The sequence below is a fragment of the Bradyrhizobium sp. genome (assembly GCF_030646015.1).
In the GTDB taxonomy this organism is placed as follows: domain Bacteria; phylum Pseudomonadota; class Alphaproteobacteria; order Rhizobiales; family Xanthobacteraceae; genus Bradyrhizobium.
The window spans coordinates 1-15,817 of sequence record NZ_JAUSLT010000020.1; the positions used below are offsets into that span (position 1 = coordinate 1).

A 15,817-nucleotide genomic window follows, 5' to 3' on the forward strand; every position below is an offset into this window, starting at 1 on the left:
TCTTCTCGCCTCCGTCGCCTGCGGATAGCTGGCTCATCCGCGCCCGGTCGGGCCGACTTGCCTTCCGCAGACTTGACGCCGACCACTGAGGCGTCAGGTCCACACGATTTTGCCGTACGCTTCGGCACCGCTCGTCTGCACGTTCCACGGACCGCTCACGGAGTTTATCCCGCCCTGCAATCCCGTTCCGCGCTCGATGCCGCCGCGTCCACCGCAATCCCGTCCCAACGTTCGGTGACGATGGCCAACGCCCCTTCCTAAGGGGACAGGATGGCGGGATTCTTAGGGGTGATTTGGGTTTCGGGAAAAGCGAAATCTTACCCGACGGGTTGATTTGTCGCAGGCCCAATCGCTTCCATCAAATTTCGCTCGCCGTGGCACGCGTCACAAATGAGCGGACAAGCATGACCTATTTCCAGTCGTGTTCGCTCACGATCCGCCGCCGCCCCGGGGGCGGGTTCGGCCGTGCACCGAAAGCGGCTCCGGCTTTCCCGGCGCAAGCGTGTCCAGCGTTACTTTTTTGAATCGCTCCACGAACAGTGCTTCCGCGCGAGCCATCGTGTCCGCCATCGCGGCGTTGACGCTCCTTTCGACCAGGCAATCAGGGTGATCGCTGCGGTTTCCAATGGCGAAGAGATTGGGCCGGCCAAGCGCTTCATAAACGGCGAGCAGACTGATCTGGCGCAGGGGGCGCGCCAACCGCCAGCCGCCGCCATGTCCCCTGCCGGACTGGACGTGACCTGCCTTCCTCAAGCCCGCCATGGTCCGCCGGAACACGGCCGGGTTGGTGCCCATGCTTTTCGCCAGGACCTCCGAGGTCACCGGCCCTTCGACTTGCCCCAAATGCAGCAGCACGTGCAGGACGTCGGACAGTCTGGTGTCCCTGTTCATCTCCCGAACCTCCAATCATGCGCTGCGCGTCACCGTTGCCCGAGGCATCGCCGGGATCATTGACAGGAGCGCGGATTCATTCGTATCTGTTAAAGATACATGAATGGCTCCATCTGATACATGCCTTGGAATTCCCATGTCCACCCCGAACGACGTCCACACAAAAAGCCAAGGACCTTTGAACCAGGGACCCTTCTCGAACCCGGCCATGGTCGCAACCTATGCGGACGATACGCCTCGGAAGGTGCCGGGGCTGGCCGATCTCCATCGCATGACGATGCTGCTCCTCGGCGAGCGGGCGCCGCCGGCGGCCCATATTCTCGTGGTCGGTGCGGGAGGGGGCATGGAGCTGAAGGCGATGGCCGAAGCCCAGCGGGAATGGGTGTTTACCGGTGTCGACCCCTCCGCCGCCATGCTCGACCTTGCCCGCCGACATATCGAACCGTTCAACGATCGGATCGAGCTGATCGAGGGTACCGTCGATGCGGCGCCGTCAGTTTCGTTCGACGGAGCGGCATGTCTGCTCACGCTGCACTTTCTCGACAAGCGCGAGCGGCTGCTGACGTTGAAGGACATCCATCGCCGGCTGAAGCCGGGCGCACGCCTCGTTGTCGCCCATCACAGCGTGCCGGGCGGAGGTGCAGAACGCTGGTTGGCGCGCTCGGCGGCCTTTGCCGACCGCGGCAGCGTCGATCGGGGGAAGGCCATGGCCTTCGCCGCGGGAATGGCGGGGCGCTTGCCCCTGCTTTCCGTCACCGAGGAGGAAGTGCTGCTGTGCGAGGCCGGATACTCGGATGTCGAGCTCTTCTATGCTGCCTTCTCGTTCCGCGGCTGGGTGGCGACGGCAGGCCCGGCCTGAGCGCCTCCGGCATGAAGCCATGATGTCTCAACAAGTCGGACCTCATGCCGGGCAAGCCGCGAAGTGGCCGTCTCGAAGCATGGGCTGCAACACCGAATCAGAGGCAATTGCGGATATAGAGCCGGTTGATTTCCCAGAGTTCATCGAGAAGTTGGCGCGCCGCATCCGCGGAATTCACCACGGGATCGATCAGCAGCGCCTGCAACGCCAGTTCCTTGGAAGCCCGCACCGCCGCCTCGACGGCGAGTTGCTGCACGTTGACCTGAACGGCCATGAGCTTGGCGACCGCGTCGGGCAGCGGACCCAGCGAAACCGGATGAATGCCGGCGATGTCCGCCATCACAGGCACTTCCACGGCCGCATTGGCCGGCAGGTTTGGAATCGTCTTCTGATTATAGACCACGCCGGATTCGATCAGTTGCTTGCGGTCATGCAGCACCGCCGCGATGACGGCGACGGCGCGTTCGCCCGATGGCGTCAGCCACCACCACGGAATCTCCGCTCTTCCCGCCAGTACGTCGTCGATCGTCTTTTCCGTTTTCGCCCGCTCGCCTTCGTCCCATTCGAAATTGTAGCCGCCCTCGCCGGCTTCCCAGCCATACGCCATGTATTCACCGACATGGCCGTCGCCGCAGCCGAGCCAGTAGCCGAAGGCGCGGAACAGATTGCGCGACAGTGGCGAGACCTTCGGGTCGTAATTCCTCTCTTTTTCGCGCAGCAGCGGATAGAGGTCGGCGCCGGTCGCGCGGTCGCGGATCTGGGTCAGGCACTGGAAGTGATTGAGGCCGGCACCCCACACCTCCACCTGTTCCGATGGCAGCCCGACAATGGCGGCGACCGCGTCGCGCGCCATGAAAATTCCGTGGCAGAGGCCGACCGTGCGGATCCTGCTGTATTGTCCGAGCGCCAGCACGATGCGGCTTTCCGGGTTGGAAAAATTGATGAACAGCGCCTGCGGGCAGCGCCGCTCCATCTCGCGCACGAAATCGAACACCACCGGCAGGGTGCGCAGCGTGAAGAACAGCCCGCCAGGGCCGCCGTTCTCGCCCAGGGTATGGCGGATGCCGTATTTGCGCGGCACTTCCCAATCGAGCTTCCAGAGCCGGTTGCGATCGATCACCGTCGAGTGGATGATGAACGCCGCGCCGTCGAGAGCAGACCGCCAGTCGGTGGTGGACTCGATCTTCAACCCCGCGCCCGATTTGTCGTTGAGCAGTTTTGCCAGCCGCTCGGCCCGCGCCAGCCGCTCGACGTTCCTGCCGACCATGACCAGGGTGCTGCCGGCCAGATCATGACTGGAGAACAGGTCCCGGAATATGCTGATGCCGAACGAGGCGCTGGTTGCGCCGAGAAAGACGATTTTGGTCACCGCCGTCATGTTCGTTTCCCCCCAGCCCCGAACTGCCAGCCGTTCAGGCCGGTCCAGCCAATACGACACAGGACAGCGGCGTCGGCTTGATCTGGATCAGCTGTGAAACTTCAGCTCGTCGACGATCTTGTCAATCACCTTGCGCTCGGCGCGCATGGCGAGCCCGACCAGGTTGAGCTCGGCGCGGATCACCGCCCGCACCGCCTCGCGGTTGGCGGCGTCATGCGTGGTCCTAAACATGTCCTCGGTATAGACGGCCGGCTTTACGTTGCGCGCCAGCGCGCGCTCCAGCGCGCGGGACAACTGCGGCCGGTCGGCGCCATAGATCAGGATCGGCTGGCCGATCAGCGACAGATAGGGGGTGCCCGAACCGTCGGCATAGGGCTCGCCGATGCATTCGGGAAAGGCGGCGGCAATCCCTGAGGTCAGAAACGCCGCGACGTTCAGCTTCTGCCACGCCTCGAGGTCGGTCCGGATCACGACCGCGATCTTGGTGTCGAATTGCATGGCTTTACTCCGACGTCATTCCGGGGCGCGTCGAAGACGCGAACCCGGAATGACGATCAATGGGAATCAGCCCTTGGCGTCGCAGGCCCAGGCGCGGATCACGCATTCCTTGCCGCCGAATTCGTAGCATTTTTTGGTCGCGGCGTTGAGCGAACTCGAAATCTTCGGCTTGACGGCGTAGCCGTGGGCGCCGCAGGGATTGGCCATGTCGACCGCGAAAGCCGCGCAGGCGCGCTTCATGGTCACCGCGGTGCAGTCGCCCTTGCACTGCTTCAGCGCCGCGGCGCGGGCGGCGGCTTCCGCCGGGTAGTCGTAGGCCTGGCCATAGGCGCCGCATTTGCCGACCGCGAAGGCGCCGGCCGCCCAGCTTTCGGTGGCGAAGCGCGTTGCGCCGACCACCAAAGTCAGCGCCAGAATGAACAGCGCACGGCGTTGCGCGACGACAGTCGAAACGATCAAGGTCCCCTCCCCCGAGGCAATCCGGGGGAATCTACCTCATCGGATGTTTCGACTTGGTGAACGAGAGGTTGAATTGCGGATCCGTAGGGTGGGCAAAGCTAACGGTCGCGCGAACGCGCGCCCGTTGGCGTGCCCACCATCATTTGCGCGGAGGACGAATGGTGGGCACGGCGCGAAGAGCGCCTTTGCCCACCCTACGTTTTTACCCCCGCTGCGCTTCCTCCAGCGCCTGCGGGGTGTCGATGTCGAGGAAGGCGCCGCGGCCCTCGACCGGGACTTCGGCCACCGCCTCGCCGTGTTTGGCGATCAAATGGCGGGCGCCGATATCGCCGTCCAGCGTCATCAATTCATTGAAGAAGCGGCGCGACCACAGCACCGGATTGCCGCGCCGGCCGTCGCTGACGGGCACCGCGATCAGGCTGCCGCGGTCGGGCGCAAAGGTCTCGATCAGGCGATCAATCAGGTCGGCCGAGATCAGCGGCATGTCGCCGAGACAGATCACCGCACCGTCGGCATCCCCAGGCACCGCGGCGATGCCGGCCTTGACCGAACTGGCGAGGCCCCCGGCAAAATCGGGATTGCGCGCGAATGTCACGTTCAGGCCGCTCAATGCCTGTTCGACCTGTCCGGCCTGGTGACCGGTCACGACCACCACGCTGGAGGCCTTCGAGGCCAGCGCCTGCTCGGTCACGGTCCGCACCAGTGTCTTGCCGCCGAGTTCGGCCAGCAGCTTGTTGGGACCGCCCATCCGGGTGGAACGCCCGGCCGCGAGGATGACGGCTGTTACGTTGCGGTTGCCATCCGGGCCGACAGGTGCGCGCGGCTGCGGCCGGGTCACGATTTCCATCAGGAGACCGCCGACGCCCATGCCGGTGAGCTCGGCGCGGGTGACCTTGAGCTCGGCCAAGAGGCGCATCAGCACCCAGTCGAACCCGTTCTCCACCGGCGAGCGCGCGCAGCCCGGCGCGCCCAGCACCGGGACGCCGCCGGCATTGCCGATCAGCAGCAGATTGCCGGGATCGACCGGCATGCCGAAATGCTCGATCGAACCCCCGATGCCGGTGATGGCAGCCGGAATCACGTCGCGGCGGTCGGCGATCGCGGACGCGCCGAACACGATGACGAGCTCGGCGCCGAGCCCGAGCAATTCCCTGATCGAAGCCGCCAATGCCGCTTCGTCATGCGGCACGCGGCGCTCGGCCATAATGGTGGCACCGGCGGGCGCCAGCCGTTCCGCTGTGACCCGCAGCGTCTTCTCGATCACCTTCGGCGCCAGCCCCGGCAGCAAGGTCGAGACGATGCCGACGCGCTTTATTTGATAGGGCGCGACCCGCAGCCCGCCGCCGCTGGCAGCCTGAACCGCCGCATCGCGCAACGCGCCTTCGACGCCGAACGGAATGATCTTGACCGTGGCGATCATCTCGCCTTCGACCACCGGCTTGAAGGCGGCGAGCGTGGCGAAGGTGATGGCTTCGTCGACGGCGTTGATACGGTCGACCCTGGCGCGGTCCACCACCAGCACGCCGGCCTTGGCGGCGAACAGATTGGCACGGCCGGTAAAGGCGCGCTCGACATTGACGCCGTCGCCGGCGACCGCCTGCGCGATGCTGGCGGCGGCGACGTCTTCGGAGACGTCGCCGGGCTCCAGCCGCACCACGACGATTTCCTTGACGCCGGCCTTGTCGAGCGCCGCGACTTCGGCGGTGCCGATCGTGGTGCCCTTCTTCAGCACCAGCGATCCCTGGCGCAGGGTGTGGACGGTGACGCCGCCGACCGCGTCGGCCGGACTGGCGGGACCGAACTTCATGCCGCCTGTTCTTTTTCTTTGGCGGGGAGCCGAAGCTGCGCGGTGATCTCGGCCATGATGGAGACCGCGATCTCCGACGGCGACACCGCGCCGATTGCGAGCCCGATCGGCGCGTGAATGCGGGCGATGTCGGCGTCCTTGGCGCCCTGCGCCTTCAGCCGCTCGCCGCGCTTGGCGTGGGTCTTTCGCGAGCCGAGCGCGCCGATATAGAAGCAGTCGCGCGCGAACGCGTGCAGCAGCGCCGGGTCGTCGATCTTGGGATCATGCGTCAGCGCCACGAAGGCGGTGTAGTGGTCGATGTTGAGCGGCGGCAGCGCCACGTCGGGCCATTCCGCGATCAGCGGCACATCGGGAAACCGCTCTGGGCTGGCGAACGCCGTGCGCGGATCCACCACCGTCACGTCGTAGTCCAGCGAGCGCGCCAGCGGCGCCAGCGCCTGGCTGATATGGACCGCGCCGACGATCACGAGTTTGGCGGTGGGCGCATAGACATTGAGAAACAGTTTCTTGCCGCCGACTTCGACCGTGCCGCTCTTGCCCATCCGCAGCTGCTTTGAGAGTTCGGCGCGCAGAGGGTCAGCGGCGATGTCGGCGGCCTTGACCAGCCGTTGCTCGCCATTGTCGGTATCGGTGACGACGATGACCGGCCGGCGCGCGGCGCGCTCGGCATTGACCGTCTTGAGGGTTTCGAGCTTCACGACTGGCCCACTTTCTCGACGAACACACGGATGGTGCCGCCGCAGGACAGCCCGACATTCCAGGCGGTCTCGTCGGCGACGCCGAACTCCAGCATCTTCGGCTTGCCGCTGGCGATCACGTCGAGCGCCTCGGTGACGACGGCGCCCTCGACGCAGCCGCCGGACACCGAGCCCAGAAACGTGCCATCATCGTTGATGACCAGGCTGGAGCCCGCGGGCCGCGGCGCCGAGCCCCAGGTCTCGACCACGGTCGCCAGTGCCACCCCGTGGCCGGCCTTCTGCCAGTCCTCAGCCGCTTTCAGAATATCTTCGTCGCGATTGAGCATGGGAGCCTCTTTCAAGCTGCGGATCTGATCAGGCTGCGGTGGTGCGGCGGGGGCGCCGAGGACAGCGCCGATATCAGTCCCTCGATCGAACTCAAATTATGTACCGGACGGAATTCGTCAACATGCGGCAGCATCATTTTGATGCCCTGCGCCTTGGCCTCGAAGCCGCCGAAGCGCAGCAGGGGGTTGAGCCAGATCAGGCGGCGGCAGGAACGGTGCAGCCGGTCCATCTCGAACGCCAGCTTGGCGTCGGCCTCGCGCTCCAGCCCGTCGGAGATCAAGAGCACGATGGCGCCCTGCCCGAGCACGCGGCGGCCCCACAATTTGTTGAAGGTGTGCAGCGAGGTGCCGATGCGGGTGCCGCCGGCCCAGTCCTCCACCGTGGAGGAACAGCTCGCCAGCGCCTCGTCGGGATCGCGCGCCCGCAGGCTTCGCGTCACATTGGTCAGCCGCGTGCCGAACAGGAACACCGAGACGCGCTTGCGCGCGTCGGTGATGGCATGCAGGAAATGCAGGAACAGCCGCGTGTATTCGCTCATCGATCCCGATATATCCAGCAGCGCCACGATCGGCGCCGGCTTGTCGATCCGCCCGAGTCGGTGGATGTCGATGATGTCGCCGCCGGTGCGCAGCGATCCGCGCAGGGTGCGGCGCATGTCGAGCCGCAGGCCGCGCGCGTCGGGCTGGTAGCGGCGGGTACGCAATTCGGCCTGCGGCAACCGCATCTGCGCAATGGCGCGGGTGACCTGCGCGATCTCGGCCGCACTCATCTGCGCAAAGTCCTTTTTCTGCAGGATTTCCTTGTCGGACACGGAGAGCCGCAGTTCCTGCTCCTGGGCCTGCGGCATCTCGGTGGTCTGCGGCTGCGACAGCGCTTCCTGGACCCGGCGCGACGCCGGCGGCGGCTTCTTCTTGGCGTGATCCGGCAGCGGCACCGAATCCAGCATGTGCTTCCATTCCTCCGCGGCGCGGAAGAACAGGTCGAAGGCCTGGGCGAAAATCAGCGCGTGCTCGTGGCGCTTGACGAAGATGGCTTCCAGCGTGGTGAAGACGTCGGCGCGGTGGCCGATCTCGATCACCTGCAGCGCGTTCAGCGCATCGATCACGGCGCCGGGACCGACCGGAATCCCGGCGGCGCGCAACGCGCGGGCGAAGCCGACGACGTTGTCTGCCATTTGGCCGGTGGGAGGATTGAGGTGATTGATGGGCATTGAGTCCCTACTCTCTCACGCGATCGGTGCGCCCCCTCTCCCGCTTGCGGGGGAGGGTCGGGGTGGGGGCTGCCTCAACGCTTACACTGTTCGAGGTGCAGTCGCTGTGCCAGCCAGTGCCAGACTTCGTTAATCGAGCAACCGGAGAGAGCCCCCACCCCGGCCCTCCCCCGCAAGAGCGGGAGAGGGAGCGCACCGCGGCTGCCTCTCTGCCGTCGCCTAGTTCTCGCTCGTCGCTTCCTTCAAGACCTTTTGCAGCGTGTCGCCTTGCATCCGCGCGATGTCGTCCTGGTATTTCAACAGCGCGCCGAGGGTGTCGCCGACCACCTGCGGGGTCAGCGACCGCGCGTCGAGTTCGGTCAGCGCGGTGGCCCAGTCGATGGTCTCGGCGACGCCGGGCGATTTGTAGAAATCCTGATCGCGCAGCGCCTGCACGAAGCGGACGACCTGCTGCGACAGTTTTGCCGAGATGCCGGGCACCCGTGACTTGACGATCGCCAGTTCGCGCTCGGCATTGGGATAATCCACCCAGTGATAGAGGCAGCGGCGCTTCAGCGCGTCGTGAATCTCGCGGGTCCGGTTCGAGGTGATGATGACGATCGGCGGGTGCGGCGCCTTGATGGTGCCGAATTCGGGGATCGTGACCTGGAAATCGCTGAGGATTTCCAGCAGATAGGCCTCGAACGCCTCGTCGGCGCGGTCGAGCTCGTCGATCAGCAGCACCGGCGGACCGGCTACGTCGGGCTCCAGCGCCTGCAGCAGCGGCCGCTTGATCAGATAGCGCTCGGCGAAGATGTCGCTGGAAAGCTGGTCGCGGTCGGTATCGCCGGCGGCTTCGGCGAGCCGGATCGCGATCATCTGCGCCGCGCTGTTCCACTCGTAGACCGAGGAGGCGACGTCGAGGCCCTCGTAGCATTGCAGCCGGATCAGCCTGCGCCCCAGCGCCGCCGACAGCACTTTTGCAATTTCGGTCTTGCCGACGCCGGCCTCGCCTTCGAGGAACAGCGGCCGGCCCATCCGCAAGGACAGATACGTCACCGTCGCCAGCGAACGCTCCGCGAGGTAGCCGCGCGAGGTCAAGAGTTCGAGCATCGCGTCGACGGAGGTTGGCAGCGCCGTTGCGGTCATGTGAGAACCAGCCTTTGCAAAGCCAGCCTGGATGCGTCAGGCAACGGAAACATCAGGCTTTGCGGTCGCGGCTTCGACAGCGCGACGCGCCAGCACCGCGATCAGATGGGCGCGATATTCGGCGCTGCCGTGCAGGTCGCTGTTCAAGCCGTCGGCCGGCACCGTCAAGCCGTCGAGCGCCTTATGCGAGAAGCGCTTCTTCAGGGCTTCCTCGAACGAGGTGACGCGGAACACGCCTTCGGAGCCGGCGCCGGTGACGGCGACGCGGACATCCGACGGACGCTTGGCGACGAACACCCCGACCAGCGCGTAGCGCGAGGCCTGGTTGCGGAACTTGATGTAGGCGGCCTTCTTCGGCACCGGGAACATCACCCTGGTGATGATCTCGTCGCTCTCCAGCGAGGTCGTGAACAGGCCCTGGAAGAATTCTTCCGGCTTGAGGCGGCGCTTGTTGGTGACGATGGTGGCGCCGAGCGCGAGACACGCCGCGGGATAGTCGGCGGTCGGATCGTTGTTGGCGAGCGATCCGCCGATGGTGCCCTTGTGGCGCACCGCGGGATCGCCGATCAGGCCGGCCAGTTCAGCCAGCGCGGGAATCGCCTCGCCGACGATGGCGGACGTAGCCACCATGTTGTGGGTGGCGGTGGCGCCGATCACCAGCGAGCGGCCCTTCATCTCGATGCCGTCAAGCCCCTCGATATGGCTGAGGTCGACCAGATGCGGCGGGCTGGCGAGCCGCTGCTTCATGACCGGCAGCAGCGTGTGGCCACCGGCGATCACCTTGGCGTCTTCATTCTTCAGCAACAGATTGGCGGCCTGTCGAACCGTCGCCGGACGATGATATCTAAATTCGTACATGAGAGTTTCCTGATCGCCGTGCGGGACGTGCGTTATGCGAGGTCGGACTTCGCCATCGCCTTGGCGCCGGCCGCGATCGACAGAACGATGTTCTGGTAACCGGTGCAGCGGCAGAGATTGCCTTCGAGCTCTTCGCGGATGGTGTGGTCGCTTAGGTCATGGCCCTTGCGGTGAACCAGGTCGACCGCGGTCATAATCATGCCGGGGGTGCAGAAACCGCATTGCAGGCCGTGGTGCTCGCGGAACGCCTCCTGCATCGGATGCAGCGGCGCGCCATCGGCGGCCAGGCCCTCGATGGTCCTGACCTCGTGGCCGTCAGCCATCACAGCCAGGGTGGTGCAGGCCTTGACCGCCTTGCCGTCGAGATGCACGACGCAGGCGCCGCATTGCGAGGTGTCGCAGCCGACATGGGTGCCGGTCAGGCGCAGATTCTCGCGCAGGAACTGCACCAGCAGGGTGCGGGGGTCGATGTTGGCGTTGACGGGATTGCCGTTCACAATAAGCGAGATCTTGGCCATTCAGCACTCTCTTCATCTGCGCTGCTGCATTGCACGGCGGCGCAGTCATTAAAATCATTCCAAACCCATAATATGGGCCATCCCGGCAATGAGCAACCTCGGGAGCCACCCATCTGGGACATGGCCCGACATGACTTATCGGGGCTTTGGGGTGGCTACTACCCGGAATCAAGAATCGGGATTGCTGCCCATCCTTCGAGACACGTCGCGTCACGATGCTCTTCACTCCCCTCCCCCCACGCGCCCTTGCGCGTGGTGGGGAGGGGTCGGGGGTGGGGGGTAGTGCGGCAAACTCGCTGCGAGCTGTAGCGCTGGTAGACCCCCCACCCCCGACCCCTCCCCGCCGCTTCGCCCGCCTTCGCCAAGAGGCTTCGGCGGACGCAGCGGGTGGAGGGGAGAAGAAGAGCACACTCTCTTGTGAAGTGGCCGCTAGCCCTGCACCGCCTTGGCGAAGTTGGCGAAAAATTCATCGGCCAGCTTCTTGGCCGATCCGTTGATCAGGCGCTGGCCGAGCTGAGCCAGCTTGCCGCCGATCTGTGCCTCGACATTATAGGTCAACAGCGTGCCTCCGTCCTTGTCGGCCAGCGCCACGGTGGCGCCACCCTTGGCGAAGCCGGCGACCCCGCCCTCGCCCTCGCCCGAGATCTTGTAGCCGTTCGGCGGGTCGAGATCGCTGAGCGTCACCCGGCCCTTGAAGCGGGCCGAGACCGGGCCGACTTTCATCTTGGCGACCGCCCGAAAACCGTTGTCCTCGGTTTTCTCCAGCTCCTCGCAGCCGGGGATGCAGGCCTTCAGCACTTCCGGATCGTTCAACTTGGTCCACACGGCCTCGCGCGGCGCCGCGAGCTGGACTTCGCCGTTCATCGTCATGGCCATGGTGGAGCCTCCCTGGATCGCTTCGCCCGTTATCCCCCAAGTAAAGCACGGCAGGCCCAAAAGGAAGGGCGGGATGGCGATGAGCGATGCATATTCGCAACGCAGCACACTTGGCAGGCCAGACTTGCGCCTGACCTTTGGGATTGGCAGAGCAAGGCCGGAAATGGTTAGGTCGCGCAGGTGACGAGGAATTCAAGATGCCGATGATCGATGCCGATGGTTGCCTGCTCAATGTGTCCGTCGAGGGCCGCGATGGCGGTCCGACCCTGATGTTGTCGAATTCGCTGGGCTGTACCTTGCAGATGTGGGAGCCGCAGATGAAGGCGCTCACCCAGCTGTTCCGGGTGATCCGCTATGACCGGCGCGGCCATGGCAAATCCAGCGTGCCGCCGGGCCCCTACTCGATGGAGCGCTTCGGCCGCGACGTGCTGGCGATTCTCGATGACCTCAACATCGAGAAGGTGCACTGGTGCGGATTGTCGATGGGCGGCATGGTCGGACAGTGGCTGGGCGCCAACGCCCCGGAGCGATTCGGCAAGATCATTCTCGCCAACACCGCCTGCCATTACCCCGATCCGACCAATTGGCACAACCGCATCAAGGCGGTGCAGGAAGGCGGCATCGCCGCCATCGCCGACACCGTCATCGCGGCCTGGCTGACCGCCGATTTCCGCGAACGCGAGCCGCAGGTCACGGCGAACGTGAAGGCCATGCTGCTGGCTACCCCGGTGCAGGGCTATATCGCCTGCTGCGAAGCGCTTGCTACCCTCGACCAGCGCGCGCTGTTGCCGAAGATCAAGAGCCCGACGCTTGTCATCGCCGGGCGCCACGACACGTCGACTCCGGTGGCAGCCGGCGAGTTCATCCGCAGCCAGATTCCGGGAGCCAGCTTAACGATTCTCGACGCAGCGCATATTTCCAACGTCGAACAGTCGCACGCCTTCACCGACGCCGTGGTCGGGTTTTTGACGCAGCGCTAAAACGCAAAACCTCATCCTGAGGAGCCGCGCGCGCTTCGCGCGGCGTCTCGAAGGATGGCAGCAGCAAATGTGCCAGATGGTTCGAGACGCGCGCCGCGGAGCGCAAGAGCGCTCCCCGACGCGCTCCTCACCATGAGGGAGCGGGGAGGAGCGCCGAGAAGTGGCCGTCTCGAAGGATGGCCTCAGGCGTTATCCAGAATTCGCGGATGCTGAAGCGACAGGTCCGATGACGGCGCACTGCGCTCGACCTGCGGCAGAGCCGGACGTTCGACCACCAGCACGATGGCAGTGCCGAGCAGCAGCAACAGCTCGGTCGCATGCAGCCGAAGGGCTGCGCTCTCGCCGACCTGCGAGGCCAGCACCATGCTGGCGAAACTGATCAGGCTGCCGATCGCCAGCGCGATGCCGAGCGCCTCGTCGCAGCCGCCGGTCTTGCGGATCGAGGCGCGGGTGATGAGAACCACGAACACCGCAAAGAATGCCACGACGGTAAGCTTGCCGAGCGCCAGCAGCCAGGCGAAGCGAACCGTGTTCACCGCCGCCAGCTGCAGATAATCGCTGATGAACAGCGCGACCGAGATGTTCGGACGCTCATAGAGGCCGTGGATCGGCGAGATGATGATCTTGAACGCGACGATGGTCCAGGTCGGGATGAAATAGGCCGCCAGCAGCGCCCCGTTGAATGAACTGATCCGCCAGTTTGTGGACATGTCGCTTCCCGCATTTCCGCATGCGCTCCGGACCGGAGCGGCGGCTTGCGGCGAGGTAACCCCCTTAAACTGCGGCGGGCAATTTAAACCCTTTGTTTACCTTAACGGCCGGATTGGCGTAGCAGAGTACCGGCGAAAACGCAGCTTGTCGTCCCGGCGAACGCCGGGACGACGCGGAGAGTGTGCCCCAAACAAAAAAGTCCCGCCTTCCGGCGGGACCTTTCCTTCGATCTCCCAAGCTCTCGCTCGTTCAGGTCAGAACTAGTGACCTGCCCTCTGGTCCGGGTTCGGCTTCTGGCCCTGACGGCCCGGATCCTGCTGCTGCTGGCCAGGCTTCTGGCCACCGCCCTGCTGTTGGCCGGGCTTCTGTCCCGGGTTCTGATTCTGCTGGCCCGGGGCCTGGTTCTGCTGGCCGGGATTTGGGTTCTGTTTGGTCATCGGGGTCTCCGTTGTTGACGCAACGGCTGGACAACTTGCAGGGCCCGGTCGGGTTGCACGGGAAACCCGGTTCCGGCGGGATCATTGCATGGCGGAGGCTTGTCGCTGCTGTGGCGGCGGGAACCCCGGCTTCAAAATGACCCATGTACAAGCCCATTCGGCCGCCCCCCGCGCTGTTGCCGCACCCGGTTCCTTGCTGTTAGAAAATGACACGACGCGGCGTACCGGCTGCCGGGGCCACCGCCGCGTCATCCAAACAACGGCAGCGCATGGATTATTTCTCCCAGCAACTCATCAACGGCCTCGTGCTCGGCTCGATCTATGGCCTGATCGCCATCGGCTACACCATGGTCTATGGCATCGTCGGCATGATCAATTTCGCCCATGGCGATATTTTCATGATCGGCGGCTTCATCGCGCTGATCTCGTTCCTGATCCTGGTCTCGTTCGGCCTCACCTTCGTTCCCGTGATCCTGCTGATCGTGCTGCTGGTCGCGATGCTGATCACGGCGCTGTACGGCTGGACGGTGGAGCGCATCGCCTACCGGCCGCTGCGGCACTCGTTCCGCCTCGCCCCGATGCTGTCGGCGATCGGCATGTCGTTCGTGCTGACCAATTATTCGCAGATCGCGCAGGGCGCGCGGGTCAAGCCGGTGCCGCCGATCATCACCGGCGGCTACACGCTGCATGAGGGCGCCGACGGCTTCGTGGTGCGGCTGTCCAATGTTCAGATCATCGTGGTGATTACCACCATCGTGCTGCTGGCGCTGTTCACCTGGCTGGTGGCGCGGACCCGGCTCGGCCGCGACATGCGCGCCTGCGAACAGGACCAGACCATGGCGTCGCTGCTCGGGGTCGATGTCGATCGCACCATCTCCATGACGTTCGTCATTGGCGCGGCGCTGGCCGCCGTCGCCGGCATGATGTACCTGCTCTATTACGGCCAGGTCGATTTCTTCATGGGCTTTGTCGCGGGCATCAAGGCCTTCACCGCCGCCGTGCTCGGCGGCATCGGCTCGCTGCCCGGCGCGATGCTCGGCGGACTCCTGATCGGGCTGATCGAGACCTTGTGGTCGGCGTATTTCTCGGTCGAATACAAGGACGTCGCCGCGTTCTCGATCCTGATCGTGGTGCTGATCTTCATGCCGACCGGCCTGCTCGGCCGTCCCGAAGTCGAAAAAGTCTGATGGCCGGCGTGAGCGCATCCGCAGCCCCTTCATCGGCCGTATCGCCCGCGCCCGGCGCAGCCTTCATCTTCAAGAAAGCCCTGATCAGCGCCCTGGTGGCGCTGGTGCTGTTTTCGCTGATGATCGGCGTCCGTACCGAAGCGGGTCCCGACGGCCAGCTCACCTATCTGGCACGGTTCGGCGATCTCGCCGCCATGGTCGCGACCGTGTTCGGCGGCAGCATCGTGGTCGAGTTGCTGCGGCAGTGGTGGGGACCGGTCGGCACCGTCAGGATCGTGCCGCCGTCGGTGGCGAGCGGCCTCGCCGTCGCGCGGCGCGGCATCGCGCCGGTGCTGCTGGTGTTCACCTTTCTGGTGCCGGTGATCTTCTACAACGAGCGCTACATTCTCGATCTCGGCATCCTGGTGCTGACCTATGTGATGCTGGGATGGGGACTGAACGTGGTGGTCGGCCTCGCCGGCCTGCTCGATCTCGGCTATGTCGCGTTCTATGCCGTCGGCGCCTATTCCTACGCGCTGCTGGCGACCAACTTTGGATTTTCATTCTGGATCTGTTTGCCGCTGGCCGGGATTCTCGCGGCGTTCTGCGGCGTGCTGCTGGGATTTCCGGTGTTGCGGCTGCGCGGCGACTATCTCGCCATCGTCACGCTGGCGTTCGGCGAGATCATCCGGCTCGTCATCATCAACTGGCAAAGCCTGACCGGCGGCCCGAACGGCGTCACCGGGATTCCCCGGCCGTCCTTCTTCGGCATTCCGCTGACGCCTGGCGATGACGGGCTTGCGGCCAGGCTCGGCATCGAATTCTCCACCACCCACCGCATCGTGTTTCTGTTCTATCTGATCCTGGCACTGGCGCTGCTCACCAACTGGGTGACGATCCGGCTGCGCCGCCTGCCGATCGGCCGCGCCTGGGAAGCGCTGCGCGAGGACGAGGTCGCCTGCCGCGCGCTCGGCATCAACACGACAACGACAAAACTCACGGCATTCGCGACCGGC

The 15,817-nt window shown here is 65.1% G+C and carries 18 protein-coding genes; 4 read left to right on the top strand and 14 right to left on the bottom strand.

Annotated features, from left to right (window positions below):
• Nucleotides 1-429 precede the first annotated feature (429 nt).
• The gene (locus Q7T45_RS02520) at nt 430-891 is read right to left on the bottom strand and encodes an Rrf2 family transcriptional regulator (protein ID WP_304867166.1); all 462 of its coding nucleotides are present in this window, start codon (nt 889-891) and stop codon (nt 430-432) included.
• Nucleotides 892-1,027: 136 nt separating this feature from the next.
• On the opposite strand from Q7T45_RS02520, the gene Q7T45_RS02525 reads away from it, so the two are divergent.
• A complete protein-coding gene (locus Q7T45_RS02525; protein ID WP_304867169.1) occupies nt 1,028-1,750 on the top strand; it encodes a class I SAM-dependent methyltransferase in 723 nt (240 codons plus the stop codon).
• A gap of 97 nt (nt 1,751-1,847) precedes the next feature.
• On the opposite strand, the gene Q7T45_RS02530 is transcribed toward Q7T45_RS02525, so the two are convergent.
• The 11 genes from Q7T45_RS02530 to Q7T45_RS02580 form a co-directional block, all read right to left on the bottom strand.
• Complete coding sequence (locus Q7T45_RS02530; RefSeq protein ID WP_304867172.1) at nt 1,848-3,128, bottom strand: alpha-glucosidase/alpha-galactosidase; 1,281 nt, start codon at nt 3,126-3,128, stop codon at nt 1,848-1,850.
• A gap of 87 nt (nt 3,129-3,215) precedes the next feature.
• On the bottom strand, nt 3,216-3,626 hold the full coding sequence (locus Q7T45_RS02535; RefSeq protein WP_304867175.1) for a DUF2000 domain-containing protein: 411 nt from the start codon (nt 3,624-3,626) through the stop codon (nt 3,216-3,218).
• A gap of 66 nt (nt 3,627-3,692) precedes the next feature.
• Complete coding sequence (locus Q7T45_RS02540; protein WP_304867218.1) at nt 3,693-4,082, bottom strand: DUF4189 domain-containing protein; 390 nt, start codon at nt 4,080-4,082, stop codon at nt 3,693-3,695.
• A gap of 205 nt (nt 4,083-4,287) precedes the next feature.
• A complete protein-coding gene (locus Q7T45_RS02545; RefSeq protein ID WP_304867177.1) occupies nt 4,288-5,892 on the bottom strand; it encodes a molybdopterin-binding/glycosyltransferase family 2 protein in 1,605 nt (534 codons plus the stop codon).
• Nucleotides 5,889-6,590: an XdhC family protein gene (locus Q7T45_RS02550; RefSeq protein ID WP_304867179.1), complete on the bottom strand. Its 702-nt coding sequence runs from the start codon at nt 6,588-6,590 to the stop codon at nt 5,889-5,891. The genes Q7T45_RS02545 and Q7T45_RS02550 overlap by 4 nt, the downstream gene beginning before the upstream one ends.
• Nucleotides 6,587-6,916, bottom strand: a complete 330-nt coding sequence (locus Q7T45_RS02555; protein WP_079571460.1) for an XdhC family protein — start codon at nt 6,914-6,916, stop codon at nt 6,587-6,589. Before Q7T45_RS02555 ends, Q7T45_RS02550 begins: the two co-directional genes overlap by 4 nt.
• Nucleotides 6,917-6,927: 11 nt before the next feature.
• Nucleotides 6,928-8,127: a VWA domain-containing protein gene (locus tag Q7T45_RS02560; RefSeq protein ID WP_304867187.1), complete on the bottom strand. Its 1,200-nt coding sequence runs from the start codon at nt 8,125-8,127 to the stop codon at nt 6,928-6,930.
• Nucleotides 8,128-8,346: 219 nt separating this feature from the next.
• Complete coding sequence (locus Q7T45_RS02565) at nt 8,347-9,255, bottom strand: MoxR family ATPase (RefSeq protein ID WP_304867190.1); 909 nt, start codon at nt 9,253-9,255, stop codon at nt 8,347-8,349.
• A 36-nt stretch (nt 9,256-9,291) separates the two neighbouring features.
• Nucleotides 9,292-10,113, bottom strand: coding sequence for a xanthine dehydrogenase family protein subunit M (locus Q7T45_RS02570; RefSeq protein ID WP_304867193.1), 822 nt, complete (start codon nt 10,111-10,113; stop codon nt 9,292-9,294).
• A 32-nt stretch (nt 10,114-10,145) separates the two neighbouring features.
• A complete protein-coding gene (locus tag Q7T45_RS02575; RefSeq protein ID WP_304867196.1) occupies nt 10,146-10,631 on the bottom strand; it encodes a (2Fe-2S)-binding protein in 486 nt (161 codons plus the stop codon).
• A 429-nt stretch (nt 10,632-11,060) separates the two neighbouring features.
• Nucleotides 11,061-11,507: a CoxG family protein gene (locus tag Q7T45_RS02580; RefSeq protein WP_304867199.1), complete on the bottom strand. Its 447-nt coding sequence runs from the start codon at nt 11,505-11,507 to the stop codon at nt 11,061-11,063.
• Nucleotides 11,508-11,704: 197 nt separating this feature from the next.
• Here Q7T45_RS02580 and pcaD point away from each other — a divergent pair, with 197 nt between their 5' ends.
• Nucleotides 11,705-12,487, top strand: a complete 783-nt coding sequence (gene pcaD / locus Q7T45_RS02585) for a 3-oxoadipate enol-lactonase (protein WP_304867203.1) — start codon at nt 11,705-11,707, stop codon at nt 12,485-12,487.
• 182 nt (nt 12,488-12,669) lie between these two features.
• Here pcaD and Q7T45_RS02590 read toward each other — a convergent pair whose 3' ends face one another.
• Entirely contained in the window at nt 12,670-13,197 is a 528-nt protein-coding gene (locus tag Q7T45_RS02590; protein ID WP_304867206.1) for a hypothetical protein, read from the bottom strand.
• Nucleotides 13,198-13,458: 261 nt separating this feature from the next.
• On the bottom strand, nt 13,459-13,635 hold the full coding sequence (locus Q7T45_RS02595; RefSeq protein ID WP_304867209.1) for a hypothetical protein: 177 nt from the start codon (nt 13,633-13,635) through the stop codon (nt 13,459-13,461).
• A 269-nt stretch (nt 13,636-13,904) separates the two neighbouring features.
• On the opposite strand from Q7T45_RS02595, the gene Q7T45_RS02600 reads away from it, so the two are divergent.
• Entirely contained in the window at nt 13,905-14,822 is a 918-nt protein-coding gene (locus tag Q7T45_RS02600) for a branched-chain amino acid ABC transporter permease LivH (protein WP_304867212.1), read from the top strand.
• Nucleotides 14,822-15,817, top strand: a 996-nt coding sequence (locus Q7T45_RS02605; protein ID WP_304867215.1) for a DUF3382 domain-containing protein, incomplete at its 3' end; no start/stop codon positions are given. The genes Q7T45_RS02600 and Q7T45_RS02605, both read left to right, overlap by 1 nt.